Source organism: Streptomyces sp. NPDC007088, assembly GCF_042869355.1.
Classification (GTDB): Bacteria; Actinomycetota; Actinomycetes; order Streptomycetales; family Streptomycetaceae; genus Streptomyces.
Genome location: NZ_JBIAFO010000029.1, coordinates 1 through 18,109 on the forward strand (window position 1 = coordinate 1; position 18,109 = coordinate 18,109).

11 protein-coding genes and 1 other RNA gene are annotated in these 18,109 nt (G+C 74.8%); 3 read left to right on the forward strand and 9 right to left on the reverse strand.

Translation table 11 applies throughout. The features are described from left to right. Positions 1-124: 124 nt before the first annotated feature. The 5 genes from ssrA to ftsE all read right to left on the reverse strand — a co-directional run bounded on the left by ssrA (position 125) and on the right by ftsE (position 4,180). Positions 125-512, reverse strand: a transfer-messenger RNA (tmRNA) gene (gene ssrA / locus ACFYMP_RS29655). A gap of 175 nt (positions 513-687) precedes the next feature. Next, on the reverse strand, positions 688-1,170 hold the full coding sequence (gene smpB, locus ACFYMP_RS29660; RefSeq protein ID WP_388863300.1) for an SsrA-binding protein SmpB: 483 nt from the start codon (positions 1,168-1,170) through the stop codon (positions 688-690). An 18-nt stretch (positions 1,171-1,188) separates the two neighbouring features. Next, positions 1,189-2,349 carry a S41 family peptidase gene (locus ACFYMP_RS29665; RefSeq protein WP_388863302.1) on the reverse strand — a complete coding sequence of 387 codons (1,161 nt, stop codon included), beginning with the start codon at positions 2,347-2,349 and terminating at the stop codon, positions 1,189-1,191. A 159-nt stretch (positions 2,350-2,508) separates the two neighbouring features. Beyond that, positions 2,509-3,426: a permease-like cell division protein FtsX gene (gene ftsX, locus ACFYMP_RS29670; protein ID WP_388863304.1), complete on the reverse strand. Its 918-nt coding sequence runs from the start codon at positions 3,424-3,426 to the stop codon at positions 2,509-2,511. Positions 3,427-3,490: 64 nt separating this feature from the next. Then, the gene (gene ftsE / locus ACFYMP_RS29675) at positions 3,491-4,180 is read right to left on the reverse strand and encodes a cell division ATP-binding protein FtsE (RefSeq protein ID WP_388863306.1); all 690 of its coding nucleotides are present in this window, start codon (positions 4,178-4,180) and stop codon (positions 3,491-3,493) included. A 277-nt stretch (positions 4,181-4,457) separates the two neighbouring features. Here ftsE and ACFYMP_RS29680 point away from each other — a divergent pair, with 277 nt between their 5' ends. Continuing rightward, entirely contained in the window at positions 4,458-4,649 is a 192-nt protein-coding gene (locus ACFYMP_RS29680) for a hypothetical protein (RefSeq protein WP_388863308.1), read from the forward strand. A gap of 255 nt (positions 4,650-4,904) precedes the next feature. Here the strand turns inward: ACFYMP_RS29680 and ACFYMP_RS29685 are convergent, their stop codons facing one another. The 4 genes from ACFYMP_RS29685 to ACFYMP_RS29700 form a co-directional block, all read right to left on the reverse strand. Continuing rightward, on the reverse strand, positions 4,905-5,666 hold the full coding sequence (locus ACFYMP_RS29685) for a hypothetical protein (protein WP_388863310.1): 762 nt from the start codon (positions 5,664-5,666) through the stop codon (positions 4,905-4,907). Positions 5,667-6,047: 381 nt separating this feature from the next. Continuing rightward, positions 6,048-7,163 carry a peptide chain release factor 2 gene (gene prfB / locus ACFYMP_RS29690; RefSeq protein WP_388863312.1) on the reverse strand — a complete coding sequence of 372 codons (1,116 nt, stop codon included), beginning with the start codon at positions 7,161-7,163 and terminating at the stop codon, positions 6,048-6,050. A gap of 78 nt (positions 7,164-7,241) precedes the next feature. After that, positions 7,242-8,489 carry a serine/threonine-protein kinase gene (locus ACFYMP_RS29695; RefSeq protein ID WP_388863314.1) on the reverse strand — a complete coding sequence of 416 codons (1,248 nt, stop codon included), beginning with the start codon at positions 8,487-8,489 and terminating at the stop codon, positions 7,242-7,244. 248 nt (positions 8,490-8,737) lie between these two features. Beyond that, positions 8,738-10,450 carry a serine/threonine-protein kinase gene (locus ACFYMP_RS29700; RefSeq protein WP_388863316.1) on the reverse strand — a complete coding sequence of 571 codons (1,713 nt, stop codon included), beginning with the start codon at positions 10,448-10,450 and terminating at the stop codon, positions 8,738-8,740. Between the two features lie 2,229 nt (positions 10,451-12,679). Here ACFYMP_RS29700 and ACFYMP_RS29705 point away from each other — a divergent pair. Together ACFYMP_RS29705 and ACFYMP_RS29710 are read left to right on the forward strand one after the other, a co-directional pair. After that, positions 12,680-16,402, forward strand: a complete 3,723-nt coding sequence (locus ACFYMP_RS29705; protein WP_388863371.1) for an FHA domain-containing protein — start codon at positions 12,680-12,682, stop codon at positions 16,400-16,402. A 343-nt stretch (positions 16,403-16,745) separates the two neighbouring features. Beyond that, positions 16,746-18,107: an ABC transporter substrate-binding protein gene (locus ACFYMP_RS29710; RefSeq protein WP_388863318.1), complete on the forward strand. Its 1,362-nt coding sequence runs from the start codon at positions 16,746-16,748 to the stop codon at positions 18,105-18,107. Positions 18,108-18,109: the final 2 nt, after the last annotated feature.

Here is an 18,109-nt window from a genome sequence, read left to right on the forward strand (position 1 = left end):
CTAAGTCCGCCCATTCCCCCGGGGGTTGGTGGGGGGTTTGGCGCGCTTGGTGGTGCCCACCACACAAAAAGAACGGGGGGGCCCCCCAACTTTTGGGGGGGGGCCCCCACGGCTTTACATGGGGTGGTGGAGATGGCGGGAATCGAACCCGCGTCCAACGGTGCGGAACCAGGGCTTCTCCGAGCGCAGTCCGCTTCGCTTTTCTCGGCCCCGGAGATCTCGCGGACAAGTCTCCGACGGGCTCAGTCACTGTTTGATTTCCCACCAGGCCCCGTGACCGGGTCTAGTGGTTTAGTTCCCTAGCTGATGCCAGGATCCGGGTCGGGAACACTCCCGGGCTGACACTCCGCAGAGTCTTCGCTTAGCTGCTAATTAGGCAGCGAGGGCGAAGGCGGAGGAATCGCGCTTGGTATTGGCGATTATTTTTTGCGACATATGGTTTACGAGATCATTGCCGCTTCCTCGGCTCGCTTCCCCTGCTTCGACATCCGCTGTCGAAACCGATCATCCCCATGTGGTGTTGTCAAGACCGCCGCCCCGGAAGGCGCCGGTCGCCCGCACCTCCAAGGGTGCGTGGCCCATCGTACGTGAACAACGCGGGCCGGGGCCAGCGCATTCCCGCGCGCCCGGTCCGATCCGTCCGCCACCGCCACCGCCACCGTCACCGCGGGCGCGGACCGGTGCCGCTCAGGCCGCGCGCTGCTTGCGGCGGGCCGCCGAGATGGCGCGCTGGGCCTCGCGGGTGTCCTGCTTCTCGCGCAGGGTCTGCCGCTTGTCGAACTCGCGCTTGCCCTTCGCGAGGGCGATCTCGACCTTGGCGCGGCCGTCCTTGAAGTACAGGGCGAGCGGGACGATGGTGTGCCCCGTCTCCTGGGACTTCGTCTCCAGCTTGTCGATCTCCTCGCGGTGCATCAGGAGCTTGCGGCGGCGACGCGCCGAGTGGTTGGTCCAGGTGCCCTGCGTGTACTCCGGGATGTGCACGTTGTGCAGCCAGGCCTCGTGCCCGTCGATCTGCACGAAGCCGTCCACCAGGGACGCCCTGCCCTGGCGCAGCGACTTGACCTCCGTACCGCTGAGCACCATTCCGCACTCGTAGGTGTCGATGATGGTGTAGTCGTGGCGCGCCTTCTTGTTCTGCGCGACCAGCTTGCGTCCTTTTTCCTTAGCCATGGTCCGTCCATTTTCGCACTACGAGGGGTGTCCGAGGCCACTCAATACCGTACGGGCCTGCTCGTCGCCGCCGGGGACGTCCGGGACGAGGCCGGTGCCGTCCACGTCGCGGCCCGCGGGGGTGCGCCAGTGGCCGACGGTGCGCTCGGCGGCGCCCCCGTCCGGCAGCGGCTCCGGTTGCTGCACGGAGCCCTTGCCGAAGGTCCTCTCGCCGACGACGACGGCCCGGCCCCGGTCCTGGAGCGCCCCGGTGAGGAGTTCGGCCGCGCTCATCGTCCCCGCGTCGACGAGCGCGACCACGGGTCTGCGGGCGTCGGGGCCCGGCTCCCCCGGGTCCGGGCGGTCGGCGTAGAGGGCCCGCTGGGCGCCGTGCGCCTCGTACGTGGCGACGAGTCCGCCGTCCAGGAAGGCGCCCGCCGCGTCGGCGGCCTCGGTGACCAGTCCGCCGGGGTTGCCCCGCAGGTCGAGCGCGATACCGGTGCCGTGCGGGACCTCGGCGACCGCCTCCCGCAGCCGGGCCCCCGAACCCTTCGTGAAGGCGCTGACCTTGATGCGTACGGCCTCGGCCCCCAGCGGGTGCACGGTCACCGGGGGTGTCGTGACGGTGGCGCGGCGCAGTCGCACGGTGTGTTCGCGGCCGGCCCGCGCCACGCGCACGGTGACCGGGGAGCCGGGGCTCGCGCCGGGGCCGCCGCGCAGCAGGGCGACGACCTCGGTGACGGGCCGGCCCGCCGTCGTACGGCCCGCCACGGCGAGCAGGCGGTCGCCCGCGCGCAGTCCGGCCCGATCGGCGGGGCCGCCCCCTCGCAGGCGCCGTACGCGCAGGGCGCCCCCGGCGTCGTGGGCGACGGACAGGCCGACCCCCGTGTACGCGCCTTCCAGGGAGCGCCGGTACGCGCTCCAGCCCGCCGGGTCGTAGACGGCGTCCCAGCGTGCGCCACCCCGGCTCACGGGGGCCGGGTCCGTCCCGCGGCCCTCCAGGGACCCGGTGGGCGGGGCCGGCCGGGCGGGCCGGGCCGCGGCGGCCTCCGGGTCCGGGGGGCCCGCGACGGCGGTCTGCGGGGGCCAGCCGCCGCAGACCCCGGCCGCGAGGACGCCCGCGAACAGCAGGGGCAGGGCGGCGCCGCGGCCGCCGGAACGGGTGGACCGGCTTCGGGGAAAGGCGTCGGAATCCGGCATGGCGGGGAGTCTAGGACACCGTGGCCGGGCGTGGGGGAAGCCGTCGCGGGGCGGGCCGCGGTCCGCGACGGGGGCCTCGCGGGGCGTACAAGGAAGCGGCGCCGCGCGGTCGTTGACGGACCGTGCGGCGCCGGGGGGCTTCCCGTGGCGGGAAGTGCCTCAGACCTTCAGGTACTTGCGCAGGGCGAAGAACGCGGCGATGGCCGGCATCACGATGCTCGTGGCGAGGACGAGGGGCAGCTTCTCGATGACGGCGTTCCAGCCGATGAAGTCGATCAGGCTCAGCTTGTCCGCGAGGTTGAGGCCGCCGTCGATGATGAGGAAGCGGCCCACGACCAGGAACCCGCAGGCGACGATCCCGCCGATGAGCCCGGCGACCGCGGCCTCCATGATGAACGGCGCCTGGATGTAGAAGCCGGAGGCGCCGACCAGGCGCATGATGCCGGTCTCCCGCCTGCGGCTGAACGCGGAGACCCGGACCGTGTTGACGATCAGCATGAGCGCGACGACCAGCATCAGCGCCATGAGGGCCCGCGCGGCCCAGTTCATCCCGTCCAGCAGCCCGAAGAGGTTGTCGAGGATACTGCGCTGGTCCTGCACCGACTGCACGCCCGCGCGCCCCTTGAAGGCGGAGGCGACGACGGCGTAGTCCTTCGGGTCCTTGAGCTTGACGCGGAAGGACTCCTGCATGAGGTCGGGGGTCAGCTGGGAGGCGATCGGGGAGCGGCTGAACTCCTTCTGGTACAGCTTGTACGCCTCGTCGGCGGACTCGTGCTGGACGGTGTCGACGACCGGCATCTTCTTGAGGTCGGCGAGGATCTGGGACTTCTGCTCAGGGGTGACGGCACCCTTCGCGCAGGCCTCGTGGTCCTTCGCGTCGGTCTTGCTGCACAGGAAGACGGTGACGTTGACCTTGTCGTACCAGTAGCCCTTCATCGAGTTGACCTGATCGCTCATGAGCAGCGAGGCACCGAAGAGGGCGAGGGACAGGGCGACGGAGACGACCACCGCGAAGGTCATCGTGAGATTGCGTCGGAGACCGACCCCGATCTCCGACAGGACGAACTGGGCGCGCATGGCGTCCTTTCAGGATCTCAGGGCGCCGGCGGGGCGGCCGGCCCTGCCCCGTGGCGCCGCGTGCTCAATGCTGATAGCCGTAGACGCCGCGCGACTGGTCGCGGACCAGACGGCCCGTCTCCAGTTCGAGGACGCGCTTTCGCATCTGGTCGACGATCTGCTGGTCATGGGTGGCCATCACGACGGTCGTGCCGGTCCGGTTGATCCGGTCCAGCAGCTTCATGATGCCGACGGAGGTCTGGGGGTCCAGGTTGCCGGTGGGCTCGTCGGCGATGAGCAGTTTGGGCCGGTTGACGAAGGCCCGCGCGATGGCCACGCGCTGCTGCTCACCACCGGACAGCTCGCCCGGCATCCGGTCCTCCTTGCCGCCGAGGCCCACGAGGTCGAGCACCTGCGGCACCGACTTGCGGGTCTCGCCGCGCGATTTGCCGATGACCTCCTGGGCGAAGGCCACGTTCTGCGCGACGGTCTTGTTGGGCAGCAGCCGGAAGTCCTGGAAGACCGTGCCCAACTGGCGCCGCATCTGCGGCACCTTCCAGTTGGAGAGCCGGGCGAGGTCCTTGCCGAGGACGTGCACCTGTCCGTGGCTCGCGCGCTCCTCGCGCAGCAGCAGCCGCAGGAAGGTGGACTTGCCGGAACCGGAGGACCCCACCAGGAAGACGAATTCGCCGCGCTCGACCTCCAGGGAGACATCCCTGAGCGCCGGCCGGTTCTGCCTGGGGTAGGTCTTGGAGACGTTGTCGAATCGGATCACGAATGCACCACGGATCGCTGGCTGGGGGTAGGTGTGCGTGACCATACGCGAACCGGGGTAGGACGCGCAGGCGACGGCCCCGCGCCGGCGGGGGGCTTTCGGTAAACACGGGCATCTTCAGGGGCAAAGCGGGCGTCCGAAACCGTGCGCGGACCGCGGCCGGGGCGCACGGCCGGGGCCGGGGCGCGCCTAACGCCCGGGGAGCTGGCACAGTGGAGAGGGGAACGTCCGGGATTCCCCGGCGTCTGACGCGGTGTGCCGCGGGAGGATGGTGCGCATGACCTACGACCGACTGGTGTGCGCGAACTGCGCGGGGCCGGTGAGCGAGGGCAGGTGCCCGGTGTGCCGCGCGAGCCGGGAGCGGCTTCAGCAGGACGGACCGCTGGGCGGGCTGAGCCCGGCGGCGCTGCTGGCCGTACTGGTGGTCCTGGTGGCGGTGGTGGCGCTGCTGGCCCACCGGGCGGGCTGAGCGGGGCCGGCGGCGCCACGAGGGCGGCCGCGTGGCCGCCGACGACCTGAGGGAGGGGCCCGGGGGCCCGGGGCCGGGGGGGGGGGGCCCGGGCGGGGGGGGGGGGGGGGCCCGGCGCCGGGGGGGGGGCGGGGGGGGGGGGGCCCCGGGGGGGGGCCCGGGGGCCCCCCCCCCCGCGGGGGGGGGGGCCCGCCCCCCGGGGCCGGGGGGCCCCGGGCCCCTCCCTCGTGGTGCGTACTCCCGCGCGGCCCGGGGTCAGGCGGCGGTGCGGTTGCCCGCGAGGCGCGGCAGGAAGCGGAAGCCGACGCCGCCCGCGATCATCGTGGCGGCACCGAGGATCAGGAAGGTGGTGTCGCCCGAACCGGTCTCGGCCAGCTCGTCCTTCACCTCGCCCTGCTCGACGGGCTGCGAACCGGCGTTGTCGGTGCCGGGGCCGGAGACGTCGTCCTGGCCGCCCGCGCCCGGGGTGCTCCCGCTACCGCCCTGGGCGGGCAGCGAGGGGTTGCCGGAGGGGTCGGTGGTGCCGGGCTCGCTCGGGTCCGTTCCCGGGCCGGACGGCTCCGTGCCGGGGCCGGAGGGGTCCGTGCCCGGGTCGGTCGGCTCCGTGCCGGGGTCGGTGGGCTCGGTACCGGGGCCGGTCGGGTCCGTGCCCGGGTCCGTCGGCTCCGTGCCGGGGCCGGTCGGGTCCGTGCCCGGGTCGGTCGGGTCGGTACCCGGGTCGGTCGGGTCGGTACCCGGGTCGGTCGGGTCCGTGCCGGGGTCCGTGGGGTCGGTGCCGGGGTCGGTCGGGTCGGTACCCGGGTCGGTCGGGTCGGTACCCGGGATCTCCGTGGGGTCGTCCCCGCCCGGCTCGGTCGGCTCGGTGCCCGGGTCGGACGGGTCGTCCGCGCTGGTGGACGGCGCGGGAGAGGAGAACTCCAGAGCCTGTGCGGCCCCGGCGGCGGTGAGCGAGGCGCCGGCGGCGATCACGGCGCCGGCCGCGATTCGCGCCACGCGGACCCGCATCTTCTTCGTCATGAGCGTGCTACCCCCAGTAGCTGAAAGGTCGGGTGCGGCGGTGCAGAGGGCCGTGGACACCGGGGGCTCTGGACCGCTCCCCCGTTCACACACGCCCCAGAAACACGCATGCCGCGCGCCAGCCTTGCGGTCTCCGCATGGGCGCGTCAAGCGCGTTGCGGGGCTATTGACCGGATTGCGGCACTTGGCCATGTCAAGAGATTGTGTACGCCCCCGCCATCCGGCGAAGGGCACGACGAGAAGGCAACTGCCCAGCCATGACGGGCAGTTGCCTTGTCGACAAAGGTACGGACACGGCTCGCGGAGGACCGGGCCGGCCGGTGCGCGGGCGTCCGCCGCGGGGACGGTGCCGGAGGGTGCGCGGAAGCCTCGCGGGGAAGCTCAGGCGGCCTGCTGCTCCTGCTGCTTGCGCCAGCGGATGCCGGCCTCCAGGAAGCCGTCGATCTCGCCGTTGAACACGGCCTCCGGGTTGCCGACCTCGTGGTCCGTACGCAGGTCCTTGACCATCTGGTACGGGTGCAGGACGTAGGAACGCATCTGGTTGCCCCAGGAGTTGCCGCCGTCGCCCTTGAGGGCGTCCATCCTGGCCTGCTCCTCCTGGCGGCGCCGCTCCAGCAGCTTGGCCTGGAGCACGTTCATCGCGCTGGCCTTGTTCTGGATCTGCGAGCGCTCGTTCTGGCAGGACACGACGATGCCGGTGGGCAGGTGGGTCAGCCGCACCGCGGAGTCGGTCGTGTTGACGCCCTGGCCGCCGGGGCCCGAGGAGCGGTACACGTCGACGCGCAGCTCGGACTCGTCGATCTCGATGTGGTCGGTCTGCTCGACCACGGGGAGCACCTCGACGCCCGCGAAGGAGGTCTGGCGCCGGCCCTGGTTGTCGAAGGGGGAGATGCGCACCAGGCGGTGCGTGCCCTGCTCGACGGAGAGCGTGCCGTAGGCGTACGGGACGTGCACGGCGAAAGTCGTCGACTTGATGCCGGCCTCCTCCGCGTACGAGGTCTCGTACAGCTCCGTCTTGTAGCCGAGGCGCTCCGCCCAGCGCAGGTACATGCGCTGGAGCTTCTCGGCGAAGTCGGAGGCGTCGACCCCGCCGGCCTCGGCGCGGATCGTGACGACCGCCTCACGCGAGTCGTACTCGCCCGAGAGCAGGGTCCGGACCTCCATCTCGTCCAGCGCCTTGCGGACCGAGGTCAGCTCGTTCTCCGCCTCGGCGCGGGCGTCCGGGTCGTCCTCGTCCTCGGCGAGCTCGAACAGCACGCTCAGGTCGTCGATACGGCCGCGCAGCGTCTCCGCCTTGCGGACCTCGGCCTGCAGGTGCGAGAGCTTGCTGGTGATCTTCTGGGCCGCATCGGGGTCGTCCCACAGGGAGGGAGCGGCCGCCTGCTCCTCCAGAGAGGCGATCTCCCCCCTCATCTTGTCGAGGTCGAGGACGGCCTCGATCGACTCCATGGTCGAGGAGAGGGACTTCAGCTCTTCGGATACATCGACGACTGCCACGTCTATCAGGGTAACGGGTCGCGGCGGGGAGCCCGTGCGAGCCTTCCGCGGCCCCCCGCCGACGGCCCGGGGCGCTGGTCAGGGGCTCGCGGAGATCCCCGGCCGCGGAGATCCCCCGTCCTCGCCCCCGCCGAAGGCGAACCAGCCTCCGACGCCGAGGACCGCGGCCAGCAGCAGTCCGCCCACCCCCACCCGTACCCGGCGCCGGCGGACGGCCTCGGCGCGGGCGCGGGCCGCTCCGGGGCGGGGTGCCCCGGTGGCCCTCGGGGCGCGGGCCGTGCCGCGCGGGCCGCCGGAGAGTTCGTCCGGTCCGGGGACCCGCATGCTGGTGTGGGTGTCGCGGCCCGAGTCGGACTCGGTGGCGCGCGGCACGAGCGGTACCGCTCCGCGCCGGGGCCGCTCGGGCTCGGCGGAGGGCTCCTGCCCGGTCTGCTCGTACGGCCCCTGGGCGGGGGCGCCGTCCTCGGCGGAGTCCGGCTCGTCGACGTCCAGCGGCGGGATGCCGGCCAGCAGCGGCAGCTGGTCCCGCAGGCGTTCGGCGAGTTCGCTCGCGCGCAGCCGGGAGGCGGGGGCCTTGGCCAGGCACTGGAGGAGGAGCTGCCACAGCTCCTCGGGGATGCCGGGCAGCGGGACGACGGTCTCGGTGACGTGCCGCCGCAGGATCGCGCCGGGGTGGCCGCCGCCGAACGGCGTGAAGCCGGCCAGCAGCTCGTACAGCACGGTCGCGAGGGCGTAGATGTCGACGGCGGCGCGCGGCGGCAGGCCCTCGACGATCTCGGGGGCCAGGTAGTCCGGCGTCCCGATGATCTTGGTGGCGCGGGTGCGGCGCGGCGAGTCGATGAGCTTCGCGACGCCGAAGTCGGTGAGCAGCGCGGGGTGCGCGCCGCCCGGACCGAGCGGGCCCTCCATGTCGAGCAGGATGTTCTCCGGCTTGACGTCGCGGTGCACGACCCCGGCCTTGTGGGCGAGGGCGAGACCGTCGGCGATGTCGGCGACGATCGCGACGGCGGCCTCGGGGGCCATACGGCGTTCACGGTCGAGCCGGGTGCGCAGGTCGGTGCCGCGTACGAGGTCCATGACGAGGGCGAGGTCGTTGCCGTCCACGACGAGGTCGCGGACCGACACGATGTGCGGGTGGTCGAGGCCGAGCAGCGCGGTGCGTTCCCCGACGAAGCGGCCGACCAGTTCCTCGTCGGCGGCGAGGTCCTCGCGCAGGAGCTTGATCGCGACGGGTCCCCCGGGTCCCTCGCCCAGCCACACGGTCCCGGCGCTGCCCCGCCCGAGGATCTGGTGAGCGGTGTACCGGCTGCCGATCTTGCGTGCCAAAACTGCTCCGACAGGTCGGGCCCCGGCGCGACCCGGGGCGTGAGGTGGCGATGGACCGCAAAGTTACGCGCGTCCCGGGGGGTCCTGTGTCCAGGATCGGCGCATACGCCACCCCGGCCCGTCGTTTCGTGGGCGTTTCTCCCGCTTTGCGCGGCGGGTGACGGCAGGAGTAAGTCGACTTGTCGGCTCGGCCGCCGTCGCGCGTGCCGCCCACCGCCCGTCGCGGCGGGCGGCACGGGCGGCCCGTCTCAGTTGCCGGTCAGGTCGCTGATCCAGCCGCCCACCTTCGACACCCAGGTCGTCAGCTGGTCCCAGTAGCCCCGGCCGCTGCCGATCCAGTCCTGGAGCGGGCTGACCTCCCACACGATCCAGCCCACGACGAACAGGATCACGACGGTGAACAGGCAGCCCTTGAGGCAGCCGAGGCCGGGGATGTGCATCGGGTTGGCGCTGCGCCTGCGCGGTTCGCGCGGCGGCCTCGGCTCGCGGCGCGCGGGCGGCGGGGCGGCGGGCGGCGCCTGGCGCTGCTGCGGCTGCGGACGCTGCTGCCGCGCGGGCGGCGGGGCGTACTCGGGCGGCTGCGGCGTCTGGTAGGGCTGCTGCCGGGGGTAGGGCTGCTGCTGCCCGCCGTACTGCTGGGGCTGCTGCGGGTGGCCGTAGCCCTGCGGGCCCGGCCGGTTCTGCGGCTGCTGGGGCGGGGCGGGGCGGCGCTGCGGCCTGCGGCGCAGCGGATCCTGCTCCGGGTCGACGTACTGCACCGAGGTCTGCTCGTTGCGGTCGCGCGCCGCGCGCATCTGGTTCTGCCAGGGGTGCGGCTGCCCGGGGTCGCCGGAGCCGGGCGGCACGGGCGGCAGGACGGCCGTGGGGTCGGCGGCGCCCTGGTTGCCCGGCAGCACGGAGGTCGGCTCGGCGTCCGGACCGGCGGGCGTGCGCTCGCCGGTCCGCGGGAGGACGTCGGTGGGGGCCGCCGGGTCGTAGGAGCCGGCGTGGTGCGGGAGGACCTGGGTCGGGTCGGCCGCGCCCGGCACCTCGGGGACCGGGGCGGGGTCGGGGTCCGGGGCGAGCAGCGCCGCGACCCCGTCGGCCGCCGCGATCTGCGCCGAGTTGGCGTGCACGCCGACGCCCTCGGCGACGGTGCGCAGCGCGCGGGCCAGGTTCTCCGCGCTGGGCCTGCGGTCCGGGTTCTTGCTGAGGCAGCGCTCCATGACGGTCCACAGCGGTTCCGGGACGTTCTGCGGGCGCTGCGGTTCCTCGCTGAGGTGGCGGTGCAGCACCTCCAGCGCGGAGTCGCCGCGGAAGGGCGGGCGGCCGGTCAGCAGCTCGTACAGCAGGATTCCGGCGCCGTAGATGTCGACGGCGGAGGTCTGCGGGCGGCCCTCGGCGGACTCCGGCGCGACGTAGGCCGGGGTACCGACGAACTCGTGGGTGCGGGTGAGGCCCGGGGAGTCGGCGAGGCGGGCGATGCCGAAGTCGGTGAGCAGCGGGTGCATCCCGCCCTCGGGGTCGTCCCTGAGCAGGACGTTCGCGGGCTTCAGGTCGCGGTGCACGACGCCGTCGGCGTGGCTGGCGGCGAGCGCGTCGGCGATCTGCGCGGTCAGCAGGCTCGCCGCGACCGGGCTGAACGGGCCGTTCTCGCGCAGGTAGCGGTGCAGGTCGGGGCCCTCGACGAGGTCCATCACGAGGGCGAGCAGATCGCCTTCGACGACGAGGTCGCGGACCTGGACGATGTTGGGGTGGGTGAGCCGCAGCAGCACCGAGCGCTCACGCAGGAAGCGCATCACGATGTCCGCGTCGTTCGCGAGCTCCTCCTTGAGGACCTTGATCGCGACGAGTTCGCCGGGCTCGCCCGGCACGGACGCCTCCGCGCCCGCCGTCTCCCGCTGCCGCGCACGCCAGACGGTGCCCGTCGCGCCGCGTCCCAGCGGCTCCTCCAGGAGGTACTTGCTGCCTACCGGCCGCACGTCATGCGCTCCCTGATCATCTGGCGCGCCACGTCACCGGCCGCCGCCGGCTCCGCCGCTCTTCGGACGGCCGCCGCCCCCGGGAGGGGCGTCCGCCGCTTCGGACAGTCCCGCCCACTGTAGTGCGCACGTGCGGTTCTCCGGCTCCGCGTGCCGTCCGGAACCGGGGACCGCCCTCGACGCGCCGGTCGCGGACGCGTGTGCCCCGGCGGCGGGCCCGGCGGGGCCGGCGGGCCCGGCGGGCCCTTGAGCGCGCCGGGGAGCCCCGGGGCATCCCGGAGAGCCGGGGCGTCTCGCGCATTCCCGTAGCGTTACGGGGAGCCCCGGAGCGTTCCGCGAATTACCGGCGCGTTCCGGAGCGCGTCCGGCCCGGCGCCACACTTCTCTTACCGCCCGCGCACTCCGGGCAGGTCGGCGACGGACGAGGACAGCCGGCAAAGGCGACAGCGACAGCGACAGCGACAGCGACAGCGACAGCGACAGCGACAGGAAACAGACTCGGAAATCGCGCGTCGGCCGGAAGGAAAGGAAAACGGAAAGCGGCCTTTTCGGGTCCGTTCTGGAACTACGGTGACGCGTTCCCGGTGAAAGGCGCGCACGCGGGAGACGGCCACCGGCCGGCCGGTGGCCGGGATACGGGGAGCCCGCCCGACTCCCTGCCTCTCGCCTCTCGCCTCTCGACTCGGGAACGCCGGTCGCCCCTCACGAGGCGGCCGGCGTTCCTCTCCGTCGGTGCCGCGCGGTACCGGTGGCCTCCGCTACGGCGCCCGGCCGGCGCGCGGGTCAGGCGGCCGTACCGAGACCGAGGTCGGCGAGGGCTTCCCGGATGAGCTGCCGCAGCTCATCGCGGCAGGGCGGGTCTCCCGGGTCCCCCTGGGGACCGCGTGGCCCCCGGGGACCGGCGGGGCCGGCCGGTCCGGGGTCGCCCTGGGTGCCCTGCGGTCCCCGCGGTCCGGCCGGTCCCTCCCGCCCGTCGGTTCCCGGCAGGCCGGCGGCGCCGGGCTGCCCGTCCCTGCCGTCCCGTCCGGGCGCGCCGGGAGAGCCCTCGGGGCCCTGCGCCCCCTCCGGGCCCACCGGCCCCTCGACGCCACGGGGGCCCTGCGGCCCGGGGGGCCCTTCCGGACCGCACTCGCCCTGCGGTCCGGGAGGACCGGTCCGGCCCTCGGGCCCCGTCCCCCCGGCGGGTCCGGCGGGTCCGGGGGGACCCGCCTGCCCGGAGCGGCCGGGCTGCCCCTGGGGCCCGGACGGCCCCCGCGGCCCGGGAGGGCCGGGCGGGCAGCACGAGCACGGTCGCGCGGGCGGCTCGTCGGACGGGGGGACGCATTCCGGTCCCGGACCGGGGACGACGCCCTCGCCGACGCCCGCCGCCTGTGGCTGGGCCTGCGGCGCGGCCTGGGCCTGCACCGGGACCTGGGCCCGCGCCGGAGCCTGGGCCTGAGCCGGGACCTGCGGCTGCGCCTCGGCGGCCGTCGTAGTGGTGGGTGGGGGCGGTGTGGCCATGGTGCCTCCTGGTGTTCACTGCGTGGTGCGGTGCCCTGCCGGGTCGTCCCGGACCGTGATCGGAGTGCATCGCCCGTACGACGGCAGTCGCTCTCGCCGTACGGACCCCTACGCCGCCGAGGTGGATGCGGGACGTTTATCATTCCGGATAGCGACACCGGAACCATGAACTGTGCATCTTCTTCCTGGCTCTCCCCACTCCCTGCATTCCCTCCCTTCAATTGCGTTAACCGAAACAAGAAAACATTGAACAAGTAGTATTTAGGGAGTTACATTTCTTAGGTGCCGCATTCCGACCGTTCCGCCGTCTTTTCTGCGATGCCACGAAGGGGCGGCGGGGGCGGTCCCGCGACCGCGCGAGCGGACGGCCCCGGCCCGGCGGCCCGGCGGCCCGGCGGCCCGCGGACCCGGTGGCCCGGGGACCCGGCGGCCGGGCAGCCCCCCGCTCCGGGGGCGGAAGGGCCGCCGCCGCGCCGGGCGCGCGTTCCCTCGCGACTCCGCCGGCCCCGCCGGACTCCGTGAGGAAGCTCGCACGGCGACCGGCATCGTTCGAGCAGGAACTTTTCCGACCGGAGCCGACCAATCAAGATCAATTGACGTCAGGTGACGGGCGTGTTGTCGGTGGCAAGTGCGAGGATGCCTGTCGTACAGGCCGACGTGCCCGTGCGCGGCGGGGGAGCCACCGGTTTCCGCTGCCGGGCGCCCGCACAGAAGGGACCGCTGACCGCGATGCAGATTCGGCTGACCCTCCTCGGGCCGCGCGGCGGCCATCCCGCGCGCACCTGCGACGTTCTGGTCACCGCCCCCGCCGGTACGACGCTGTCCGCCGTCGCGGCCGGGCTCGCGAGCGCGGCGCAGGCCGGTGAGGGCCCCGCCGTGCTCTACGCGGGCGGGCAGCGGCTCGACGCCCAGCGCGCGGTCCTCGGTGAGCCCCCGCTGGTGGACGGGGCGGTGCTGTCCCTGGGTGCCCCGGTGCCCCCCGGACCGGCCCCGGACGGCTCGACCCCGCAGCTGCACGTCCTGTCCGGGCCCGACGCGGGCGGCGTCCATCTGCTGCACGGGGGCGAGATCAGCCTCGGCCGCTCGGCGGGCGCGGACATCACCCTCGACGACCCCGACGTCTCCCGTACGCACTGCGCGGTGACGGTCGACGGCACGGGCCGGGTCCGGGTCGCCGACCTCGGCTCGACCAACGGCACCACGCTCGACGGGCGGCGGGTCGGGCCGGAGCCCGTCCCGCTTTCATGGGGCTCTCTGCTGCGGGTCGGCGAATCGGTGCTGCGCGTGGTGCCGGGTGCCGCGCTCCCGTCGGCCGCGACGACGCCGGACGGCGAGGGGCACGTCCGGGTGCGGATCGCCGACGGTCCGCCGGCCGAGCCGGCCACCCCGGCGCGGGGTACGGACCGCCCGGCCCTCGCGGAGACCGGGGAAGCCGGGGGGGCCGGGAGCGGCCCGGCCGCCCCCGGCGGCCTCCCGGCGTCTCCGGGAACCTTGGACACGGCGGGCGAGGGCGCCGGGTACGCGCAGCCGTACGCGGACGAACCGGGGTCGCACGTCCCGCCACCCGCCCCCGCCGAGGAGGCGCGCGGCGGGCGCAGGCGCGGGCTGTCGAAGTGGACGCGGCGGTTCGGCGGCCGGGCCGGGGAGGAGGTGCCCGACACGCTCCCGGGGCTGCCGGAGGGCGGTGCGGGAAGCGGTGCCGGCCGGGTCCCCGCCACCTTCGCGGCCGGCCGGGTCCGGGCGGGCGCCACCGATCCCTGGCCCGATCCGGCCGCGCTGCTGCTCACCGCGCTGGGCCCGGGGACCCGCCTGTGGGAGCGCGGCCCCGGCCATCCGGAGAGCCTCGTGGTCCGCGTCGGCACGGCCGACCGCACGGGCCCGGACGGGGTGACGCTGACCGTCCCGGTGACCGTGAGCCCGCGCGAGGCGGGGGCGCTGGGGCTGGCCGGTCCGCGTGAGCGGCTGCTCGGGCTGGCCCGCTCGGTGCTCGCCCAGCTCGCCGCGCTGCACTCCCCCGACCTGCTGGAGATCGTCCTGGTCAGCGCCGACGAGCGGTGGCCGGTCGCCGGGCGTACCGCGGACTGGTCCTGGCTCGGCTGGCTGCCGCAGGCCCGGCCGACCCGGGGCCAGGACTGCCGGGTCCTCGTGGCCTACGACCGGGAGCAGGCGCGGGCACGGTTCGAGGAGGTGCGGCGCCGTCCGCACGACGCGGCGCGGGCCCCGCACACCGTGGTCGTCCTGGACGGGGACCCGGGCACCCCGGCGCTGCGCGAGGCGGCGGCCTGGTGCGCGAGCGAGGGGCCCGCCGCCGGGGTGCACCTGCTGTGCCTGGTCGAGACGCCCGCGGCGACGGCCGCCTCGCCCGTGGCCGACACCTTCGAGACGGCCTGCGCGCGGCTGCCCGCCTTCCGGGAGTGCGGGGCCGTCGCGCTGCTGAGCGGGGAGGTGGCCACCGGGCTGCACCTGCTGCGCACGGTGGGCGGGACGCCCGTGGGCTCGGGCACGGTGGGGACGGCGGACGGGGTGTCGGCGGCCTGGGCGGAGCGCTTCGCCCGCGCGCTCGCCCCGCTGCGCACCGACACCGCCCCCGGGGACCCGCGGGGCGCGCTCGCCGCCCCGCTGCCGCAGGCCGCGCGGCTCCTCGACGAACTGGGGCTCGCGCGGGCCACGCCCGCCTCGCTGCTGGCCCGTTGGGCGGCGGCGGCCGACGAGGCCGCGGCCCGCGGCGGCCGGGCGCTCGCGGTGCTGGGGGCGGGGCCGCACGGTCCCGCGACCGTCGATCTGGACGGTCCGCACGGTCCGCATCTGCTCGTGGAGGGCCCGCCCGGCAGCGGCCGCACCGAACTGCTGCGTTCCGTGTCGGCCTCGCTGGCCGCCGGGGAGCGGCCGGACCGGCTCGGGCTCGTGCTGATCGACGGCGGCGGCGCCCCGGCGCAGCCCGGCGAGGGGCTCGGTGTCTGTCTCGACCTGCCGCACGTCTCCACCCATCTCGTCGCCCAGGACCCGGTGCGGATGCGGGAGTTCGCGCAGTCGCTGACCGCCGAGCTGAAGCGGCGGGCGCGCCTGCTCGAAGGCACCGACTTCCTCGGCCGGCACGCTCTCACGCGCCCCGGTTCCCCGGCGGGCGGCGGGCTCGGCGACCGGCTCGCCGGCCCGCCCCCGGCCGGCGGTTCCGAGGCGCAGACCCACGGCCGGGGCATCGCCGGTGCCGCCTCCGCGCGCCGCCGGGAGTCGCCCGCGCAGGGCGAGCGGCGCCGTGAGACCCGCGCCGACCTGCCGCCGGAGGCGGCGCTCGCCGAGGAGATCAGGACCGGGGCGTACGGGCGGGGCGCCGCCACGCGCACGCAGCGGCGCCTCGGGTACGGCGACTACGGCGACGGTGAGGTACCCCCGCAGCGGGACGGCACGCTCCGCACGGACGTACGCGAGCGCGGGGAGACGCGTGGTCCGGGCGAGGCGTACGAGGCCCGGGAGACGCGGCGGGCAAGGGACCCGCGGGACTCCGGCCGCGCGGTCCGCGCCCCTTGGGACGGGCCGGCCGCCCAGGGCGGGCGGGACGTGTCCGAGGCGCGGTCCGAGCGATCGGCCCGTTCGCGGGAAGCGGCGTGGGGGCAGCACCCGCGCCCCGACGCCGTACGCCAGGAACGGGAAGGCGCGCGGCGGGAGGCCCCCGCCCCGCATCCGGCGGACGCCCCGGTGGCGCGCTCCGGCGGGCACGCGGAGGCCGGGCGCGGCGCCGCGGAGCCCCCGTACGGGGAGCGGGCCCGGCCGCGCTCCTCGCACGGGGAGTCCGTCCCGTCGCAGCCCGGCGCTCCGCGCGCGGAGCGGTCCGCGGACGGGGATCTGGACGCGCCGCCCAGCCGGACCCTGCGCCTGCGGCCGAACTCCCGTACGCGACAGCCCGGTGCGCAGGCGGCCTCGCAGGCGGCTGAGGACGAGTCGCTGCCCCGGCTCGTCGTCGTCGTGGACGATCTCGACGCGCTGCTCGATCCACCGCTCGGCTCCACGGCCCGGCCCGCGGCGGGTTCCGTCGTGCGGGCGCTGGAGGCGGTGGCGCGTGAGGGGGCGCGGCTCGGGGTGCATCTGGTGGCCGCCGCCACCCGGACCGAACGGGTCGCCGTGACCGAGCTGGCGCGCGGGGCGGGGCTGCGGATCACGCTGGACGCGCCGTCCACCGCGCCCGAGGACCCGGCGCCGGGCCGGGGCAGGCTGCACACCCCGGACGGGGCGGCGCTGCCGTTCCAGGGCGGCCGGGTCACCGGGCGCATACCGCGTACGGCGACCTTGCGGCCCACCGTGCTGCCGCTGGAGTGGGAGCGCATGGGCGATCCCCCGGCCCGCCGGCCGGTGCGGGAGCTGGGCAACGGGCCGACCGACCTCGCTCTGCTCGCGAGCGCCCTGGAGCGGGCGGCGCGTTCGAGCGGGGCACAGGGTCCGCCCCCGCTGATCTGAGCGCCGCCCGGCCCACCGCCCACGGCCGCTCACCGCGCCGCGACCCGGGCCGACGCGCCCCGCACGCCCTCGCGCCCGGCCCCCTCACGCCCCGCCCCGGCTGCCCCACGCGAGCCGCGAGGCCCTCCTCGCGCCCTCAACGCCCGCCCCGCACAACCCTGTTGGCGATTACGCGACGTAACGACCGCATCACGATGGTGCACTTGGCGGTGGTGGCTCCCTTGCCGGGCCGGTGAGCGCAGGCGTAGACACGTCCCGACGGGGCAGAGGTCCCCTCTCTGATCCGAGGATCAGTGTCCGAACGATCTTGTGAACGACGGCAGTTGAAGAGAACGGGGCAATGATGCGCGCAACTCTTCGGATACGCAGGTCCGCGATCGTGGCGGTGGCGGCGGGGGCTCTGCTGCTTACCGCCTGCGGTGGGGACGAGGACGGGGGCGAGGGGGACGGCAAGCCCGAGTCCAAGCCCGCGGCCGCCGGGCCGAAGCTGCCGGACCTGAAAGGGCAGACCGTCAAGGTCGCCGCCGTGTGGAGCGGCGAGGAGCGCAAGGCGTTCCTCAAGGTGCTGGCCGACTTCGAGAAGCGGACCGGGGCGAAGACCGAGTACGTACCGGCGCAGGACCCGGTGATCGGTTTCCTGGAGTCTAAGATCGCGGGCGGGGAGCCCCCGGACGTCGGGATGCTGCCGCAGGTCGGGGCGATCGAGCAGGCCGTGGACCGCAAGTGGGCCAAGCCGGTGGGCGCGGCGGCCAAGGCCGAGCTGGCGAAGAACTACGGGCAGGGCTGGCAGGACCTCGGCAAGGTCGGCGGGACGCAGTACGGCGTCTACTTCAAGGCCGCCAACAAGTCGCTGGTCTGGTACAACACGGCCGTCTTCGAGAACGCGGGGGCGAGCGAGCCGAAGAGCTGGGAGGACTTCCTGAAGACCGCGCGGACCGTCTCGGACTCGGGGGTCACCCCGGTGTCGGTGGCGGGCGCGGACGGCTGGACGCTGACCGACTGGTTCGAGAACGTCTACCTCTCGCAGGCCGGCCCCGAGAAGTACGACCAGCTCGCCCGGCACGAGATCAAGTGGACCGACCCTTCCGTCAAGGAGGCGCTGACCACGCTCGGGCAGCTCTTCGGGAAGCCGGAGCTGATCGCGGGCGGCGCGAAGGGGGCGCTCAGCACGGAGTTCCCCGCCTCGGTCACACAGACCTTCACCGGCGGTGACCAGCCGAAGGCCGGCATGGTCTTCGAGGCGGACTTCGTCGGCATCAACATCGCGCAGACCGACGCGAAGATCGGCACGGACGCGAAGGTGTTCCCCTTCCCCGCGGTCGGCGACGGGAAGGCTCCGGCGGTGGTCGGCGGGGACGCCGCGGTCGCCCTCAAGGACTCGAAGGGCGCACAGGCCCTGCTGACGTATCTCGCCTCGCCGGAGGCGGCCGGGATCTGGGCGAGGACCGGCGGCTTCGTCTCCCCGAACAAGTCGCTGGACTTCGGCGCGTACCCCGACCCGGTGCAGCGGGACATCGCGAAGTCGCTCATCGCGGCGGGCGACGACATCCGCTACGACATGTCCGACCAGATGCCGCAGGCCTTCGGCGGTTCCCCCGGCAAGGGCGAGTGGAAGGCGCTCCAGGACTTCCTGGGGCAGCCGGAGAACGTGACGGCGATCCAGCGGCGGCTGGAGAGCGACGCGGCCAAGGCGTACAAGGACTGAGG